This window comes from Bradyrhizobium australafricanum (assembly GCF_020329495.1).
Classification (GTDB): Bacteria; Pseudomonadota; Alphaproteobacteria; order Rhizobiales; family Xanthobacteraceae; genus Bradyrhizobium; species Bradyrhizobium australafricanum.
In genome coordinates this window covers 16,443-33,993 of record NZ_JAGKJL010000082.1, presented here as the reverse complement: position 1 = coordinate 33,993, position 17,551 = coordinate 16,443, and the positions used below count along the sequence as shown (strand labels likewise).

The 17,551-nt window shown below is 57.6% G+C and carries 10 protein-coding genes and 2 pseudogenes; 5 read left to right on the top strand and 7 right to left on the bottom strand.

Translation table 11 applies throughout. The features are described from left to right. Positions 1–216: transposase (locus J6525_RS40925; protein WP_225648926.1), on the bottom strand; the 216-nt coding region annotated here is incomplete at its 3' end. Positions 217–306: 90 nt separating this feature from the next. Here J6525_RS40925 and J6525_RS40920 point away from each other — a divergent pair. From J6525_RS40920 to J6525_RS40910, 3 genes and pseudogenes are all read left to right on the top strand, one after another. Next, positions 307–618, top strand: a pseudogene (locus J6525_RS40920) (helix-turn-helix domain-containing protein); the annotation flags it as partial. A 696-nt stretch (positions 619–1,314) separates the two neighbouring features. Further along, complete coding sequence (locus J6525_RS40915; protein WP_092084183.1) at positions 1,315–2,064, top strand: P-loop NTPase family protein; 750 nt, start codon at positions 1,315–1,317, stop codon at positions 2,062–2,064. Between the two features lie 60 nt (positions 2,065–2,124). Next, positions 2,125–2,844 carry a hypothetical protein gene (locus J6525_RS40910; protein ID WP_225648925.1) on the top strand — a complete coding sequence of 240 codons (720 nt, stop codon included), beginning with the start codon at positions 2,125–2,127 and terminating at the stop codon, positions 2,842–2,844. Positions 2,845–2,953: 109 nt separating this feature from the next. On the opposite strand, the gene J6525_RS40905 is transcribed toward J6525_RS40910, so the two are convergent. The 5 genes and pseudogenes from J6525_RS40905 to J6525_RS40885 all read right to left on the bottom strand — a co-directional run bounded on the left by J6525_RS40905 (position 2,954) and on the right by J6525_RS40885 (position 8,751). Beyond that, on the bottom strand, positions 2,954–3,139 hold the full coding sequence (locus J6525_RS40905; RefSeq protein WP_376708635.1) for a hypothetical protein: 186 nt from the start codon (positions 3,137–3,139) through the stop codon (positions 2,954–2,956). A gap of 151 nt (positions 3,140–3,290) precedes the next feature. Continuing rightward, positions 3,291–3,861: pseudogene (locus J6525_RS47725) on the bottom strand (transposase family protein); the annotation flags it as partial. 196 nt (positions 3,862–4,057) lie between these two features. Beyond that, complete coding sequence (locus tag J6525_RS40895; RefSeq protein WP_225648924.1) at positions 4,058–5,896, bottom strand: NEL-type E3 ubiquitin ligase domain-containing protein; 1,839 nt, start codon at positions 5,894–5,896, stop codon at positions 4,058–4,060. An 823-nt stretch (positions 5,897–6,719) separates the two neighbouring features. Continuing rightward, entirely contained in the window at positions 6,720–6,965 is a 246-nt protein-coding gene (locus J6525_RS40890; protein WP_225648923.1) for a hypothetical protein, read from the bottom strand. A gap of 124 nt (positions 6,966–7,089) precedes the next feature. After that, positions 7,090–8,751 carry a hypothetical protein gene (locus tag J6525_RS40885; RefSeq protein ID WP_225648922.1) on the bottom strand — a complete coding sequence of 554 codons (1,662 nt, stop codon included), beginning with the start codon at positions 8,749–8,751 and terminating at the stop codon, positions 7,090–7,092. A gap of 2,664 nt (positions 8,752–11,415) precedes the next feature. Here J6525_RS40885 and J6525_RS40880 point away from each other — a divergent pair. Beyond that, entirely contained in the window at positions 11,416–12,486 is a 1,071-nt protein-coding gene (locus J6525_RS40880; protein WP_283848682.1) for a cytochrome-c peroxidase, read from the top strand. A 475-nt stretch (positions 12,487–12,961) separates the two neighbouring features. Here the strand turns inward: J6525_RS40880 and J6525_RS40875 are convergent, their stop codons facing one another. After that, on the bottom strand, positions 12,962–15,295 hold the full coding sequence (locus tag J6525_RS40875; protein ID WP_225648920.1) for a S9 family peptidase: 2,334 nt from the start codon (positions 15,293–15,295) through the stop codon (positions 12,962–12,964). Between the two features lie 2,093 nt (positions 15,296–17,388). On the opposite strand from J6525_RS40875, the gene J6525_RS40870 reads away from it, so the two are divergent. Continuing rightward, positions 17,389–17,547, top strand: coding sequence for a hypothetical protein (locus tag J6525_RS40870; RefSeq protein WP_225648919.1), 159 nt, complete (start codon positions 17,389–17,391; stop codon positions 17,545–17,547). The last annotated feature ends 4 nt before the right edge of the window (positions 17,548–17,551 follow it).

Here is a 17,551-nt window from a genome sequence, read left to right as displayed (position 1 = left end):
CTTGATGCTCCATCGGCTGAAGCGCCGGAACACGCTGTTCCAATCGCCGAAGACCTCCGGGAGATCGCGCCAGGGAGACCCTGTACGCACGATCCACAGCACTCCTTCAACGAACATTCGGTTGTCGCGCCCGGTCGAGCCCTTCTGATCGGGCCGCCCTATGATCAACGGCGCCATCCGCTCCCACGCCGCGTCGCTCAATACCAAACGGTCCATCACACCCAAGGCGGCCTCCCCAAAAGCAGCCTTGAATCTGATTTGCTCCTAAAAGGGAATCCTTAGAGTCCACACCACCTAGGGCTAACGCAACCCAAGTTCGCGACGCTCTTCACACATACGACGCGTCAGGTCGCCGAGATCGAGCACGGTGTAGCGAATCCGAGCGCTGAAAGACTGCAAAAAATCGCACGCGCATTCGGCTCCAGCTCGAATTCGTGCCGATCACGCCAACCACGTCCGCAAATTGCCAGGCTGAGCGCGCGGCCCGGAGCCTCGGCTCTGTTGACCTATTTGACGTCGGGAAGCGATGTCCGACCGACGTTCTTCAGGTGCTTTGGTGGCGAGCCTGATGGCAGTCTTCCATTGGAGATCCTCGCTTTACGCGCAGGCGTCACGTAGGCCGCTGTGACCCCAACAAGCATCTCGGACGCGGCCGCACGCAGCGGTCGGCCGCCGCCTTCTTCACGGGGGCAACTTCGGCTCGCTGGGTGCTAAAGTGGCTACGCTTCCACTCCAGCGCTCAAACCTGCCGCGTGTCTTTCAACAGACCGATGGCTCGATACTTTCATTGTCATCCTCGAATTGACTAGCCACGTCACCTGCCGAAGACGACCGCAATGATTGTCAAGTTAATTGTTTGATGATCGACCAGGTCATCACAGCCTGCGACCCGACGGGCCGAACGCGTCTACGCAGCCGCGCCGCACTGCCTCGATCCTGCTTCCACCAAGTCTACAATCTGATGTTACGTGAGCTTCAAGTCATGTCATGCTGGTCAAGGAACTGGAACTGTGCAGTTGATGGTGATCGCGATGGCCATCACCTGCGCAGAGGCGACTCTTCGACTAATTGCTCTTTCAGCTCCTCACAAACCTCCCGTGAAGCACGATCACGGGTGATTAGCTGCTGTTCTCGACTGCATCGCCGCTGCAATCAAAAAAGCTCTGATGGCTTGACGTTGGAAAACCTCATCAGTTGCGCCGCTCTCGGATCGAAGAATCGATTGCCCCTTCTTTCTGCCATGTTCACACCCAAAGCAGAGACTCGCCGTTTGCGCACTTCGCGCGGCGATAGCGAGTGTCTCAGGAGAATTCCATGGTGAAGCCAGTTGTGATTGTGGTGGGCGCAGACAAAGGAGGAGTTGGCAAGACGACCGTGTCACGGACGCTCCTTGACTACTTCAATGTCAATAACGTGCAAACACGCGCATTCGACACGGAATCGCCGCGGGGAACGCTGAAGCGCTTCTATCCCGCAATCACCGAGATCGTCGATATGACGACGACTGCGGACCAGATGAAGATCTTCGATACCCTAAATTCAGGACTGTCCGTCACTGTCATCGACGCTCGGGCCGGCTTACTATCCACAGCGTTGGCCTCCTTGCGCGACATCGGCTTTTTGGATTCGGCCCGGTCCGGCCAGATCACCTTCGCCGTATTCCATATCCTGGGATCATCCATCGCTTCGCTGGACGAGATCGCCGAGACCGCAGCTTTCATGGGCGGCGCAAAGTACTATCTGGTCAAGAACTTCATCAACGACACTCAGTTCTTCCAGTGGGACCAATCGACCTATAGTTCCTATTTTCACCGTATCAAGCATGCGACCGAATTGACCATACCGAAGCTCAACGAGATGGCCTATGAGCAGGTCGAAGTCGCTTCTGTCCCTTTCGTAGACTTCGTCGCCAATAAGGGGCGGAACGATGAGCCGGCGAACAACTCCTTCGTGCTGCGCGGCTATGTACGGCACTGGTTGGCAAATGTCTGGAGCGAATTTGATCGCATCAACCTGACGGAATTGGCCGGCGCCAAGTCAGCAGTCCGGAGTGCCGAGAAGTAATCGCATTATCGACGAGCGACGGGTTGAGCCCAAGCACGAAGCGAGATTGATCTGCTGGCTATGTTAGCGACACCCATCTACATCATCTGCTCTCCTAGCCCGCAGGTCGGCAAAACCCTCGTCGCTCGCCTCGTGAGCGAGTACTTGCTGCTGAAAAATGGCACGGCGCTCTCCTTCGATGTCAATCTGAAGGAGCCGTCATTGCTCGATTACCTTCCTAACATCACGGAGACCGCAGATGTGATCGATACTTATGGCAAGATGCAGCTGATGGACCCGCTGATCATTCACGATCGGGTAGCCAAGGTGATCGACCTCGGCTTCCACGCCTTCGACGAATTTTTCAAGATGTGCGAGGAGATCGGCTTTATGAAAGAGACTGCGCGCTGCCATGTCGCGCCTATCATCCTCTTCGTTGCGGGCGCTGACCGCATCTCCTTTCGTGGCTATGAAATGCTGCGGCGGCAGATTCCTCCGGCGTCGCTGGTCACCGTCCACAATGAATTCGTGCTGTGCGGAGGATTACCTGAAGCGATGGACACAGAGCGGGTGCTTCGAATTCCCGCGCTGCCCCTGTTTCTAAAGAGATATATAGACCGACTTAGCTTTTCTTTTACCGGATATCTGCGCAACGAGAAGGACTGGTCCTCCGAGCTGCATCAGTGGATCCGACGAAATTACACCATGTTTCGCGATTTGGAATCGAGCGTGATGCTGCGGGGGCCTTATCGATCTCGGGCGACGAATATCGAGAGCCTGCGGCGCACCAGGGTAACTTGAAGTTCCCGCTCGCCATCTATGTCGATAGGGTGCGTGATCGAATGCAATTGCGATAAGGATTCCATCTCGATTATGCGGTCGTCCGTGAAGATCCGGTGCAGCGCCCGGCTCAAGCAATGTTGTGACCCGGGACGGTTTCGACGAGGGCGCGGATGACGCGCAAAAGCTCTGCCAGCCATTGGAGGAGCAGTCCGAAGTTGTCGCCGGCGGCGGCAAGGACGACGTTGATGCGGTCGTCGAGGCGACGTTTGAGATGGTTGCGCTCCGTGCGATGGGGCTTACCGTCCGTCGTCATCGAGGGCGAGCATTATTGGGACGGCGGCATCGCCTCCAACACCCCGCTCGACTTCGTGCTCGACGAGGAGGTCAACCGTGATCTGCTGATCCAGCCGAGCATCGCGCACACCACCAGGAGATCGCCCCAGGCCGCGCTCGATTGCGTCAGCGTCGCCCTTGACGTAGCTGATAACGGGCTCGATAGCCGCGCGACGCTTCATCTCGCAACGGATGGAAGCGGTGACGCGGCGGACCTGGCCCGAGATCCAGACCCTGAGCCGATGCGGGTGCTTGTGACCATGATGGCACTTTGTCGCGTGGATGCGGCGAGTCTCCACGCCGGTGAGCTTCTCCATGTCGGCAATGACAAGGCCGAGCGTGTGCCCGTCGAAGAGATTGCCATGCAATGCCTTGGCAAGGAGGAGGAACTGTCTGCCCTTCGGAGACGTCAAAGGGTGGCGATACTAACCCTGCAGCCGACTCGTAAGGAGCGCGGGCTTTGCCCTTGCCGTTGCGCTCGACCTCCGGCGCATGTAACGCATAGATCTTTGGACCGCGCTGATGCTGATCCTGGCTGCGCACCCCGCTGCACTAAGCCGAAGCAGTGGGCCCAAGCGAGCTTACAGCATTGTATCATCACCAATCTTGCAGATGAGCGTGAGTATAGCGGTCGATCATGATGGCTGCGCGCTTAGCGAGGCGTAGATAGCTCTGGCGCAACAGCACACAAATGTGCTTGGCGTCACCCGCATGCATCGTCGCGCGCTCTTGGCTGCTTGAGAACGACCGGACAACCTGTCTAATCCTGATCGCTCATACGGCACCAATATGCGGAAGACCCCTGATTGCCTGGCTCCGCCTACCCAGATTGCCCCGCCGTAGTGACACCCGCCGATAGGAAGAATCGAACTGGCAGGCCCTGGAATTGAATGCGGCTTCACAGTTGGAGGCCGCGCTCAGTAAGCACCTGGCGCATTAGCCCGTCCTTGATCTCGCTGGCGATCTCATTTGAGATGTCGGGTCCGAGCAACCGCTCGGCGTCCTCGTCGCCGATCAGTTGAAGACCCGCGAGCCGATGATTCAGTCGGTGCTTGAACTCGTCCCCCATTGCTTCGTGGAGCCGGGTCTCCATCACGTTATGGGCTTCCGGTGCAATGCGCTTCACCACCACCTCCCAAGGTTCCCACCGCGTCGCCAAATAGTTGGCGAATTCCGTCGCCTCCTTGTCCCGCACGATCGTTTCTGCCCTGTCGATATCAGCGTCGGTGACTTCCGAGACGTCAAAAAAGCGCATAGCTGGAGCGATGTGCTCCAGTCCCAGGCGCTCCCGCAGCTTCGTCTGATAGGCAAGGTAGACCTCGATATCGTCGACATCGCCGATGCGATCGTCGGCTTGCAGCGATTCGACCTTCTTGCGGGCAATCCCCTCCAGCGCGTCCAGGCGGAACATGACCCGGCCCAGATCGATCAGATCGGCAAGGCGACCGTCATTATCATAGACGCCATTCTTGACGTCCTCGATCATGCGTGCGTTTTGCATCGCGTTCCAGGTCAACGTGACCCGATCTTCGCACGTTTCACTGGCGTCAAGGGCCAGGTCGAAATACTGCTCGCGCAAGTTGCTGTTCGTCGCGGCCTGCCGCAGATCATTAATCACCGTCCGCCGGAACTCCTGATCGCTAGAGCTCACTGTTCTCGACAGCCGGTCGAGGAACCGCGCGTATTCCGGGGCTCCCCTTTCTTGTTCGAAGCACTGCCAGGTGGCCATTACCGACGGCTCGGCCTCGAGCCAGTCCGCGACAACCTCTTGCAGAGACCGCGGCTGGACTTCCACAGCTCCTTCGGCGATCGAGAAAAAGACCTGCGGACCCGCATAACCTGCGGCATGTATCGCTGTCGCCAGGCCGGCCTGCACCCAATCGGGGAGCGGGTTATTCTCCAGATCAACACTCGAGTCATGACTTAGCTGTGTCAGCAGGGTCTCGGGTACGCTGGTTAGCTGGTTGTTACTGGCGCCGAGCCATAGCAGTTCAGGAGGCACCGTTTCGGGCAGACTGGTCAGCTCGTTACGGCTAGCGCTGAGCCATTCGAGCCCGGGGGGAAGAGGCTCGGGCAGAGCCGTCAACTGATTGTAATCGACGTTCAGGCGCTGGAGCCCGGCTGGAAGCTCGGGCAGACTGCTCAGGCGGTTGCCGCTAGCATCCAGTTCCTCAAGCGTCGCCGGAAGGCGATCAGGCAGACTGGCCAGCTGATTGTTATCGACGTTCAGGCGCCGCAACCCGGGCGGTAACTGTGCCGGCAGGTTGGTCAGCCCGTTGCTGATGACATATAGCCGTCGCAGGCCAGCAGGCAGCTCAGGCAGGTTGGTCAAGTGATTATTGCTGGCATAGAGCCGCCGGAGACCAGCCGGAAGGTCCGCGGGAAGGCTGTTCAGTTGATTGTCATCGACGTTCAGGCGACGCAGCCCGGCCAGGATCGGTCCAGACAAGGAGGTCAGGGACAGCGATGACAGATCCAGGGCCTCATTGAGGGCGCCCGTCTGCCGCCAATCCATCGTTCGACTTACCGCCTGTTGACGATTCTCATGTTGCCCCTGCCCGTCTTCGGCAGCCCAGTCCGCCAAGGTCTCATGCTGCCGGCTGGATGCCTCATTGGCGAATGCCAGCGCATCCGTCAGGGCTTCGCGCCACTGCGTCGTGGCCGGAGACCCCGGCTCGGACGTTTCCGAATCGGAAGTTTCGGAAGGAGAGCCTGAGCCAAGTTGTTCTGTATTCATCGACGCCGTTTCTTCCTGTCCAAATGAAGCGAATGCGTGCGGAGCCGCACCTTTAAGCCGTCGGGCCTTACCATGGTTGGCGTGCTCATCGGCTGATGACAAAGCCGGCGATCAAAGCGCGGTCACGACCCGCGATCGGCACAAACGTCCAGCCGGTCTTTTCGGCCGGGCGACTGCAGCGGACGCAGAACGCCCGCGCCAAGGCTTGGTGGTATCGCTTGATGATGATCCAGTTCTCTTCCGCCAGATCTGAAACCGGACCTGCCCGCCAAAGCAAAGATCTTCTGCTACAAGACGTAGCTGTCGATAAGCTGACGGGCTTCGGAGCGAGCAACAAGGGGGCGGAGGTCTAGCCATCGGCCTCTCTCGAAGCTTAGATGTCAACGGTGTACTGACGAAACGCGGACGAGGATCAACGATAGCCTGGCAAATTGCTCGCTGTTCATGGCGCCTCGACGGCGGCGCTGAGACGGCCAGTTGCCGCCCCTGTTGCGCGCGAGGCCACAATTCCTGCCTGCTCGTTCAGACAGCCGCATCGGTACCCTAGGTTGAAAGCGCGCAACCCATGTAAGATCGCTCGCGCTTCACTGCGAGACGGGGCGCTCCGACGTAATCGGCAAGGGCTGGCTTATGTCTTCCTGGATGACGAACTCCCACCTATTCCGACATCGGGCGGCGAGGACCGATCCTCGCCAGATCGACTCACGTTGCCGCAGGCTTCGGCCAACGAAAGCTGACGACCTGGCGCTTGCCAGAAGGCCTTTTCGGTTGAACAATTGAACAGCTGCATCTGCAGATGCGATGGAAGTCCTTAACCTCGACCTCAATGTAGTAGATCCGCGCCGCGACCGACAAACTCGAGCACCGAATGCGCCTCGTTGATCTCACGTGAGACGCGCTTCAATATCCGGATTGCCACCTCTTCCGTCGCGACCAGCCCCGCTCTCTCGCAGGCCAAGCCGAAATGATGCATCACCTGTTCATAGGAAGGCGCGACACGATTCTGCAACAAGCTGATCGTCAATGATGAGAGCATCTGCTCGACGACATCCTTCTCAGCCTGGACCAAGAACTACATCCTCCTGATTTTTTTCGATTCTGTGAACTGTAGACGCCGCCGACGGCCTCACGAGAGCATCGCTGCGTGGGATTGTCGTATTGCGACGTCGCCGCATCATGCGCGTTGAATACGGCTAGGAAGAGATTTCTTTGGTGGATTGCCTCGTTTGGTTGGACCACTTCTCCCCCGTACGAGGCTGGGTAGCTTCACTTTGTATGAGTTGCAGCTCCCCGATGATCTTCACTATCGCCTCATGGCCCGTAGCGCCTTGCGGCCATCTGCTGAAGTCATCCAACAGACTCTCCGATTCCGGCTTGGTAAAGTCAAAAAACCGGACACCGCGGCCAAGGACCTCATTAACAAGCGCGATCGTGGCTTGCCGAGCCGCGCTCTCCTGCGGCCATCTATTGAAACCGATCACCAGGCCCCTGAGGTCCTGGCCGGTAAAGTCTGAGAGCCCCGTCCTCCGCCCGGCGCGGCGAAGGACTTCGCCCGCGAGCATAACGGTCACTTGACCACAGGGCAGCTCCTCCGGCCAATTGCTGAAGCCGTTCACTAAGTTCGCGAGTCCCTGTTGTGAAAACTCGCAGAGCTGAGTGGCACGGCGCAGAACCTCATGAGCGAGTGCGACTACTGCGCGGCAAAACGCCGGCTCTCCCGGCCACTTGCTAAATCCGTTCACCAGGTTCGCCAGCCCCTGCTGAGTAAGATCGGGGAGTTGGGCAGCACGCCAAAGTACCTCACCAGCGATCGCGACTGCCGCCTTACGACATGTCGCATCGTCAGGCCACTTGCAAAACCCGTTCACCAAGTTCGCCAGTCCCTGTTGACTATAATGAGGAAGCTGGTCAGCACGGCGCAGCAGCTCACTTGCAATCGCGACTGTGGCCTGACGAGAGACTGCCTCATCCGGCCATTTACTGAAGCCATTCACCAAATTTGCTAGATCTTGCTCGCTAAGCTCAGGAAATTGGGTGACCCGTCCAAGGACTTCGCCTGCGATCGCAATCGTGACTTGACCACAGGCCAGCTCTTCCGGCCACTTGCTGAAGCCGTTCACCAGGATGGCTAATCCCTGCTGAGGAAATTCGCAGAGCCTGCCGGAACGACGCAGAATTTCGCGTGCAAGCACGGCTGCCGCCTTGCATGAGGCCGCCTCATCCGGCCATTTGCTGAATCCGTTGACCAGGCTCACCAATCCTTGCTGTGTAAAGTCAGAGAGCTGGTGATGACGGCCTGCGCGCCGAATGACATCGCCCGCGATTGCAACCGCTGCCTGGCGAAACTCTGCTTCTTCCGGCCATTTACTGAAGCCGTTTATTAGCGCCGCCAGGCTCAGGTTGTTCAACTCTTGAAGCGGCCTGCTTTCGTCGCGACAAAACTTAGCTATTCTGATTGCCCCTTTGCGACATTCCGCTCTGTTGGAGTGCCGACCGAATGATGCTGCAAATATGGAAAGCGCCCTTATTCCGATTTTCCCAATCAGCGCATGGTCGAACAGCGACAGACGACAAGCTATTCTCTCGCATGCGTCCCGGCCGGCCTGACCTCCGGCCTTTCGGCTCACTGCATTGCACGTCGTGGCATAGCCCCACGACTTCCCGGCACGGATGCTTTCCTCGAAATTTGGCAGGAACCTAGATTGAAACTCAAGGGCTGCCTTTTGCAAAAAGACCGGATGGTCCGTCTTGCGCAGCTGCTTATCGCGCGCAACCACCACAGTTGAGAATTCAACGATGTCGCGAGCACGATCGATTTCGGTTAGCGCCGCGGTCAGATTGGCTTGAGCAGACATGGGATCTTCCGAGCTTTCGCCGCAGCGCCTTGTGCGACCACGAGCTCAATGCGGCCGGTTTTCGCTTCTGGCTGATAGTAACCGCCTATGCAGTTTAGGCATCTGCTTGCGAGAGCCGGGCTGTTCACCGAAGGCGCCCTCCCTGCGCGACGAGAAATGCGATTGCAGCCGCTGTCAGCAATTCTACGCGCATCATTCCATTACCTCGTGGCATATCGCGACTCCGGTGCAGCGCAGCTGATAACGGCCAACACGGCATCGTCCCAGCCGATCGATGCACCTACTCGCCCCTGGCCCGCGAGTGAGACAATCGGCAACAGGAAGCTCGCCTGCCGGATCATATTGACTCACTCGATGGTCACCCCAGCCTCCTTTGTCTTTACGGCTTTACATCCTACAACCTGACGCAGCGTGAGGTTCAAGCCATTAAATGTTGGCTTGCACTTTGCACGACCGACGATCGCAATGACTATCAGTGCAAGCCTTATTCAGCTCAAACGACTTCAACTGTCATTCTCCATCTGATATCCCAAGCTCGCTCGTGCATTCGTCGATCGATTCGCGCGCAGGATATCGCGGTAGAACTCGTCTTATCTATAGGGGACAATACTTCCGCCACGCCATTTCCATGATGTCGGTGAGCGCGCGTCCCCTCCCATTGAGAAGACGATCGCGATCGTCCGCCGATAAGCGCGGGAACGGCAAGCGCAATGAAGCTGCGAGATAGCGTACGCCGCCCGAGGTCAACATCGCTATGCTTGCAGTCGCGAGCTCCCGCTCCGATCCCCTGTGGAGCGCAGGAATTCCGCAACTCGCACGATCGTAACGCAGAAAACCCGCAACGATCCGCGGCAAATTCCGGTCGCGCACTTAGCGCAAAGTGATGTCGCTTGATAGGAGCCTTGAATACATCTAATCGCTCGCCACATGCGCCGGGCAATGACGACAAGTCGCACGTTCAGGCGCAGTCCATCGCATGACCGCGGATGCAGCGGTTGCGCAGTGCTGAGGCGTACGCGTTGTAATTCCAATGTCAACCGAACCTGCATTTGTGATGACTTCGATCGATGATAGATTAAGTGAAATCAGATGGGTGCGAAACGAGATCTGGCGCTGTCGTAGGCTGCTTAAAACGGAGCTGCCTCTCGAGGAGAGTGAGGCCGTTGAGAAGCGTCTGCTCGAACAGCTTTCCGCCTTCGAAAGGCTCCTGACGACCGCATTTCCTCTGGTCTTGAGTTCTCGGGTGCACTCAACGAGAAGCAGTCCCATCAGTTCTAGCGAATCCATTGAACCGCTCGTTGAGGAGCCCGCAACGGCACCAACCGGTTCCTTCGGAAGCACGATCGGCGCCTAATGCAAGCGGCTTCCCGTGCTCAAGAAGCCCTCCGTTTTCACTCCCGATGCAGGACGATTGGGACGTTGTTGACCCCTCGTTTTTTCGATCCGCCCTTTCTCTGCGCCGCGATTGGCATCACCCGGCGACATTCGACACGTAGGAGCTTGAAATTATCCCTCAGGCAAAACATGGCCGCGTCCACATCGCCACGTCCTGTAAAGCGGTCACAGAAGCGCATCACGTCTGGTCTGCAAGACGTCAAGATCTCTTCTGATCTTAGTTCGCGGGCGCGAGCGTATCCCGCGCACCACGTAGCTGCGATCGCAATCGAAACAAGGGCGATTACATGGCGAGGCACACGGTAAGTCCAATCCCCTCGTTGTTTCTGTTTCAACAAACCTCTCTTGAGCTGCATACCCTTCACTGTTCCTCCCCGCGAGTATCATCTGTCTGGGAAAAGCAAGTCGCCGCATCACCGGGAGCAGTCTTCCACTGCGCACTCGGCATCATTGTTGCGGTACTAACGAATCGTCGGTGCATCGCGCGCACCAGGCCCTCTCGCCAGGCCAACACGGCTGGCAGCATTTGCAGCGACCACTTTAGGTAATGCGTTAGTTCTCGTGACATTGGCGACGTTAGTTCCCAACATGACATTTCTGCAAAGGCGCCCGATCCTGCTTTGTGCTGCCTACAACCTGACGCCACGGTCGATTCAAGCATTTTAATCGCCGGGCACGTTCCAACACGTTTCAGGATGAGCATATCCATATTCTGATGGAAGACGCTAAGGCGAGCCTGCCGACAATTACATGCTTAGCGCCTGTCGCGCATAAGCAACGTCATCCCACGCTGGTCCATAACGGCTGAGCTGGGACAGCAACGCATTGTTGAAGAATTTCGCAGGGGCGCATGATTTAGTCGCGTCGATCGTGCAACGGGTTGCGTCGAGGCAGCTCGCTTTGTTCGGTGTCCGACCTAGGTTGCAAGCCTGCCGCTCAAAGGCGCGGGATCGACAGTATACGACTTGGCCCAAAGGTTTGGATCGCAGGACTGAGCGTGGTGACTATGGACGATCGGCCGATTCCAAAACGTCCGAGCCGACAGATGCTATTTCCGTAATCGTTCAAGACAAATCAACGACCCACACCATTAACTCCACTGGCACGACGGTTGCTACGAACAGCGACCTGCGACAGCTGATGAGACCTGGGTGAGCAGCCCGAAAAGATGCCATTCGTCTTTGGCTGCTGAGACTCATTCCATGACAACTGGCAACCGGGACGCCGTACTCTGTTCGCGACTTTCACAAATGACGCAGCGAGGCTTAGATGAGGAAATCAGCCGCACGAGAGCTTTGTATCGTCGGGAGGTTATGCGTTCTAGCGGCTGGGATTCTGACGTCGTCAAGGGCAGGAACCGATGATGATTTGATGAGTGCGGCGAGGCAGATTTTCAAGCCGATTCCATCAATCATTCCTGCGGTCAAGGACAACCCTATCACCCACGAAAAAGTCATACTTGGCAAAACCCTGTTCTTCGATCCGAGGCTATCGGCGAGCGGGGTCATTAGCTGCAATACGTGTCACAACCTTGGAACCGGTGGAGCAGATGCCGGCCCGCGGTCGATTGGTCATCACTGGCAGCTAGGTTCACGTCGCGCGCCAACAGTGTATAACGCAGTCTTCAATGTGGCGCAGTTCTGGGACGGGCGCGCGGCTGACCTCAAGGCGCAGGCCGCAGGTCCCGTCCAGGCCAGTGCTGAAATGAATGCGACGCCCACTCGCGTTCTCAACACATTGAATTCGATGACTGACTATATCGTCATGTTCAGCAAGGCTTTCCCGACCGATGCGACGCCCATCACGTTCGACAATTTTGCCAAGGCTATCGAGGCTTTCGAGGCAACCTTGATCACACCCGCCTCCCCGTTCGATCAATACCTCGAGGGCGATGCGTATGCTCTCAGTGATCAGCAGAAAGCAGGATTAAAGCTATTCATGGAAAAAGGATGCTCATCCTGCCACAATGGTATCAACATAGGCGGCCAGAATTACTTCCCGTTCGGTGTGATGGAACGGCCAACCGCAAACCTGCTGCCGAGGGACGACAAGGGTCGTTTCGCCGTCACCAAGGTGCCCAGCGACGAGTATGTCTTCCGTTCCGCGCCGTTGCGCAATGTCGCATTGCGTCCGCCCTACTTCCATTCGGGCCAAGTTTGGAGCCTCAAGCAAGCTGTTGGCGTGATGAGTGAGATACAGCTCGGCGCGAAGCTCGACGATACAGAACAAGACGACATCGTCTCGTTTCTAAATTCACTCACCGGGCAGCTGCCTAAGATCGATTATCCGATATTGCCCACGCGTACCGACACAACGCCAAAGCCGTCAATCGACAAATAGGGTTGTCACCTACCTGAGCCAGCCGTTCGTCAACTGCCAAAAGAGAATGGCGCGGGCACTCGTGCTTCCTGCAGCGAAGTCAAAATACATCATCTCAATCTGGAACTCACAATCAAGGATCCGGCTCTGCTTTTTTGCGGATACTCTCTCGGTTTTTAGCACACGCTTGCCTGAGCGCCTCCGCCTCTCGCCTGTCATTTGGAGCAAAAGCACCGGGCGCGACGTCGCAGGGCTTCCGCAATGCCGATCGCGGCTCGCGCGGCGTTCGCGTTCTGATCAGGGGTAAAATTGATGAGGCCGCCGGAAACCCACCTTGATCGTAGCGTCGGCAGGTGCGTGCGCCGATCAGCATGGATTACGCACGCCGGCATTTGGCGAATTCGGGACACCTCGTGGGAAATGGCGACGGCATACCACAGTTTCGAGAACGCACTCGTGGAGCGCCACGGCCCGGGGCGTCGATGTCGATGGGAAGTCAGCCATCATGGCCTGATTTGCTCTTCGGTAGCTCAATTGGTTCCGCGTTCCAGTCTGGCGTTATTTGCTCGAGAATGTTACGGACGAAGAACTCCAGGAGCTTGAGCTGTGTATAACTGCCCGGTGCTCCGTGGTCTGCGCCTGGCACATAAAGCATATCGAAGTATTTTCCCGCTTTGATGAGCCGATCGGCAAGCTGGAACGTGGCGGACGGATCCACGTTGCGGTCCATTTCGCCGACTATGAGCAGCAGCTTACCTTGTAGTTTGTCGGCATTGTCGACGGCGGAGGATTGCGAATATTCCATGCCGACCGGCCACCCCATCCACTGTTCGTTCCACCAGATCTTGTCTAGCCGATTGTCGTAGCAGCCACTGTTCGCGACCGCGACCTTATAGAAATCAGGATGGAAAAGTAACGCGCTCACCGCGTTCTGCCCACCGGCGGACGCGCCAAAAATACCGACGTTGGATATATCATACCAGGAATACTTCGCGCTCGCCGCCTTGTGCCATAGGACCCGGTCGGGAAGGCCAGCGTCCTTCAGATTTTTCCATGCAATGTCGTGGAACGCACGCGAGCGGTGGTTGGTACCCATTCCGTCGATCTGAACAACGATAAATCCGAGTTGTGTGAGCGGCTCGATTGAAGCTGAGAAGGACTTTGGAACGAAGGAACCGGTGGGGCCCGCGTAGATGTGCTCCACCACGGGATATCGCTTGCGCTGATCGAAATTGATCGGCAAGTGAATGACGCCCCAGATGTCCGTCTCGCCGTCGCGCCCTTTGGCGTGGAAGCTGAGCGGTGGCTGCCAGCCAGCGGCAATGAGCTCGGAAATATCGGCGCTCTCAACCTGCATCAGTTCGGCATTATCACTGGCGCGGTACAGCACCATACGGGGCGCAACGCCGATGCGTGACCACAGGTCGACATAGTAGCGACCGCTAGGTGAGAACTCGATGTGGTGATTAGCTGGCTCAGGCGTCAGCGTCGTGAGTCCTTTCCCATCAAAGTCAATGCGATAAGCATGGACGAAATAGGGATCCTCCCCAGGATTCATTCCGCTGGCGCCAAACCAGATCTGACGCTTTATCGGATCGACACAATACACCGCACGGACCACCCATTCTCCTTTAGTGATCTGGTTCTTGAGTTCGCCTGTCCGGCCGTTGAACAAATAGAGGTGCTCGTAACCGTCGCGCTCCGAGGCCCAGATGATCTCGTTCCCATCATCGACGTCGTAGCGGAACGTTTTTCCAGTGTTCACCCGGTTCATCACCAATGGCTGGTAGTCGACAAAGGTCTTGCTGGCCTCATCAATCAGCGATCGCGCTTGGCCCGTGGCGGCATCGACCTCCACCAGACGATAGAGCTGATGCCCACGCTGATTGTATTCGAAGGTGAATCCCCGCTCATCCTCCCACCACTGGATCGCCGAAAGACCGTAAGGATTTTGGAACGCGGCATCATCGATTGCAATCGCGCGTCGGCTGCTGACTTCAAACAGCACAGGCTGGAGCAGCGCTAGGGTATCACCCGGTTTTGGATACACCATGGTCAAATGTCTGGGCTGACGCTGGTCCGCCGGCGATGATTCGAGGTAATGGACCTCCCGTTGGTGGCCTGGACGGACTCGGTAGACGGCTAGGTGAGTTGAAGCTGGAGACCATCTTAGCGTCGAAAGAGCATAATAGTCACTCTCAGCCCCGTCCCAGGTCAACGGGATGTCCTGCAAGCCGTCCTGGCTGCGCAGGAAGATATTGTAGTTTCTAATGTAGGCTAGCCATTTTCCGTCAGGTGATGCGCTTGTCTGGTCCGGATCGTTCTCTGCCGGCGGCGTGTCGTCGTAGGGGCTCTGCTGATAGCTGCCCGGATGCATGGCATTGCCTGTGCAGGCATAACTTACAAGATCGCAGCTCCAATGCGTATGCTCGATGTTGAAGGTAATCTTGCCGCCCTTATCGGTCAGCTTGAAATGGTCGAACGGAAGATCCTCGGGCTTATAGTTCTTGTGGCTCGCCCTGTTCAGCGCCGCCGCGAGACCGGCTTGATCAAAAGCCGGCTGCTTTGAGCCTCTGTCCGCATCAACCAGCATGAACTGGTGCTTGCCTTGGGTCGTCCGCCGATAGACGAACGCCTCGCCCTCCCCGAGCCAGAACGGCACGTCGGGAACATTGACGGTAAGCCGGCCATATCGGTTCTCGATCGTGAGCGCCCGCTCGTAATCGGACCGCCCAACCGACGCATTCACGACTTCGTCTACCAGGCCGTGCGCGGCTTTGCATTCCTGCTGAGCCAACAGTGCAAGGATTAGGGCACCAACTTTGCACATGATGATCAACACTCCTGTCTTGCATGCCGACACCGATCTGAGACTGCTTCGCGGTATGCAATTCTCCACGTGGCTGACCTTCTTGCACGTTAAACGACACGAAACTTTGCACTCCGCCTCGGGGCAGAGCCGTACGGTACTCTGACGAACAATTCGTCGACATGCCTCACTTCCACGCCGCTTGTGGTGAGCAGGAACCATGCCAACAAACTAACTCGCAGGCCCTGCGGCTTTCTTGACCACGATGCCGTCAGCGCAACGAGATCGGTGGTGTTGAAACAAGGCATGCATCTGAGGCCGAGCACAACACGCACGCTGCGCGTGATCATCTGCGGCCGAAGACGCCGGGGAATGTCATTGCAAAGGTAACTATTTGTCGCGCCCCTTGACGAACCACTCCAACAAGTAACTCTGGAACTCCGGGTAGCGCGGGACCGAGTCGATCTAGCGGTCGATGCTTAGGTGAATCCGCCGACGATACCTACCTGATGCGCGGTGGATACAAACCGTAAAACGCTACTCTTAGATTTCTCTCGACACGCTGGCCGCAGTCCGCCGACGAAATGAATGCGCTGAGAGCTTTTCCGGCATGTGGCGAGATCGTAGACTAGATGGTCGGCCATCGCTCCCGGTCCCGACAAGCTTGACTCGCCGTTGGAACAGCCCGAAGCACAAATGGCGCCTGGCTGGGTCAGCCGTGAGAATCTTCCTGATAACCTCTAAGGGCGGCGCCGCACTGCTGGCGGGCCAGTCCGCGAGCTGGCACCGCGTGTTCAAGGTGAATGCGCCGTGAGAAGCTAACAACGCGACGCCCGCCTCTTCCTTCGCCACAAACGCCGGCGTAGCCATCAGATACCCGACGGCTCTGCCTCGCCAGATCGCGCCTCAATGTCAACGGCTATCGACGCCAGGCGGTAGGTACCGCCGATCAGATGAATGACCTCGTCTGCGTTGACGCTTCGTTGGCCGTCTCGGCGGTCCGGGGCAATTGACGAGCTGCCGACGATCAAGCTTGTGCCGACATCAGTGCAGGTGATCCTAGCCGGCGCTGTCGGGTCCGCTTCGTCCAAGACTGCGATGTTGCAATCTCGATACGGCGCTGATGCGCAGTGGGGCGATCGTCATGGCCTCTCCTTGCTCGCCCGTGTCAGAACGCGAGAGCGGTCCAGGCAGTTGGCGCAAGCGATTGATTGCAGACGAAACTGCCCTACGTGCTGGTGATGAGATCAGGGATCAATTGTGAATTCGCATTGAGATATCGCCCTCAGAACTGCAAGGACAATCGCAAAGGCTGTGGACGAGGGCTAGATCGTGATGCTCATGAGTTCACGATAGGGGCGCATCCTTGAAATGACCGTCCAAGAGGTCACTAAACTTCTGGCTAAGTGGCCAAATGAAGCCAATGAACGCCCCCCCCTTCGTCGGCGCAAAACAGCCGGACGATAAATCGTAATGCCGACCTCCGCATGAGCGGTGAATGTCACGGTCGCGGCCTCTCCAACCCATCGCAGCAAGAGCCGACAGTATCATCTTCAGCTTTATCCCGTCCCACCTGGACGGCCGGTTCGCGACGCGGATGTCTGCAACTCGACGACACCATGGGGCGATTCATACGCGGGGTCGGGGCGAATGCGAGCTTCACCATGCACGAGGTCTCCCCGCGCACCATGCTGTTAACCGGCACGCAGATTGCTAGGTGAGGAGCAAGGAGCCGCCGCGAGAAAAGCGGCCGTGCGGACCATCTTCCGAGTGCCAATGAGGCTTTTCCGATTGATTCTATTCGACCTGGCTTTGATGCTGCTTGCACCTGAAGTCGCAGAAGCCATGAATGCGGGCGTCGGTGCACACTTCACATCGGCCACCAGCGCTGCGGCGCCGTTCGGGCGGATCGCCGGCCATGAGGCGGTATCAAGCTCTGGGGATAGTCGACGTGTCTACAGCCAAACGACGCAAGCCGCGCCCGTCTAGCCGGCGGACACACTGAGTCGGACCAAGCTGGCCGAGGATTCCGCGATACTGGACGCCCGCCTCGCATGTGTGATCGGTAAGCGCTTCCGGCAGCGTTCGATTGCCACGATCCTCGATGAGAGGAGATGCTCAAGATGCCGGCCGGCGTAACACCGTCGATCTGCAATGCTGCCGCGGCACCTTTTGGCCTCCTCGGGGCGGACACGCCGCGCTGGAGCGAAACAGACTGGATTGTCGGCGGCATGGTGATCATCGCCCTTGCGATCATTCTCGTCGTGATTTGATGGA

What these genes read in the sequence shown, in the direction of transcription:
- J6525_RS40875 (WP_225648920.1), bottom strand. Translation starts at nt 15,295, where the DNA reads ATGTGCAAAGTTGGTGCCCTAATCCTTGCACTGTTGGCTCAGCAGGAA.
- J6525_RS40885 (WP_225648922.1), bottom strand. Translation starts at nt 8,751, where the DNA reads ATGTCTGCTCAAGCCAATCTGACCGCGGCGCTAACCGAAATCGATCGT.
- J6525_RS40905 (WP_376708635.1), bottom strand. Translation starts at nt 3,139, where the DNA reads ATGACGACGGACGGTAAGCCCCATCGCACGGAGCGCAACCATCTCAAA.
- J6525_RS40915 (WP_092084183.1), top strand. Translation starts at nt 1,315, where the DNA reads ATGGTGAAGCCAGTTGTGATTGTGGTGGGCGCAGACAAAGGAGGAGTT.
- J6525_RS40910 (WP_225648925.1), top strand. Translation starts at nt 2,125, where the DNA reads ATGTTAGCGACACCCATCTACATCATCTGCTCTCCTAGCCCGCAGGTC.
- J6525_RS40880 (WP_283848682.1), top strand. Translation starts at nt 11,416, where the DNA reads ATGAGGAAATCAGCCGCACGAGAGCTTTGTATCGTCGGGAGGTTATGC.
- J6525_RS40870 (WP_225648919.1), top strand. Translation starts at nt 17,389, where the DNA reads ATGCTCAAGATGCCGGCCGGCGTAACACCGTCGATCTGCAATGCTGCC.
- J6525_RS40895 (WP_225648924.1), bottom strand. Translation starts at nt 5,896, where the DNA reads ATGAATACAGAACAACTTGGCTCAGGCTCTCCTTCCGAAACTTCCGAT.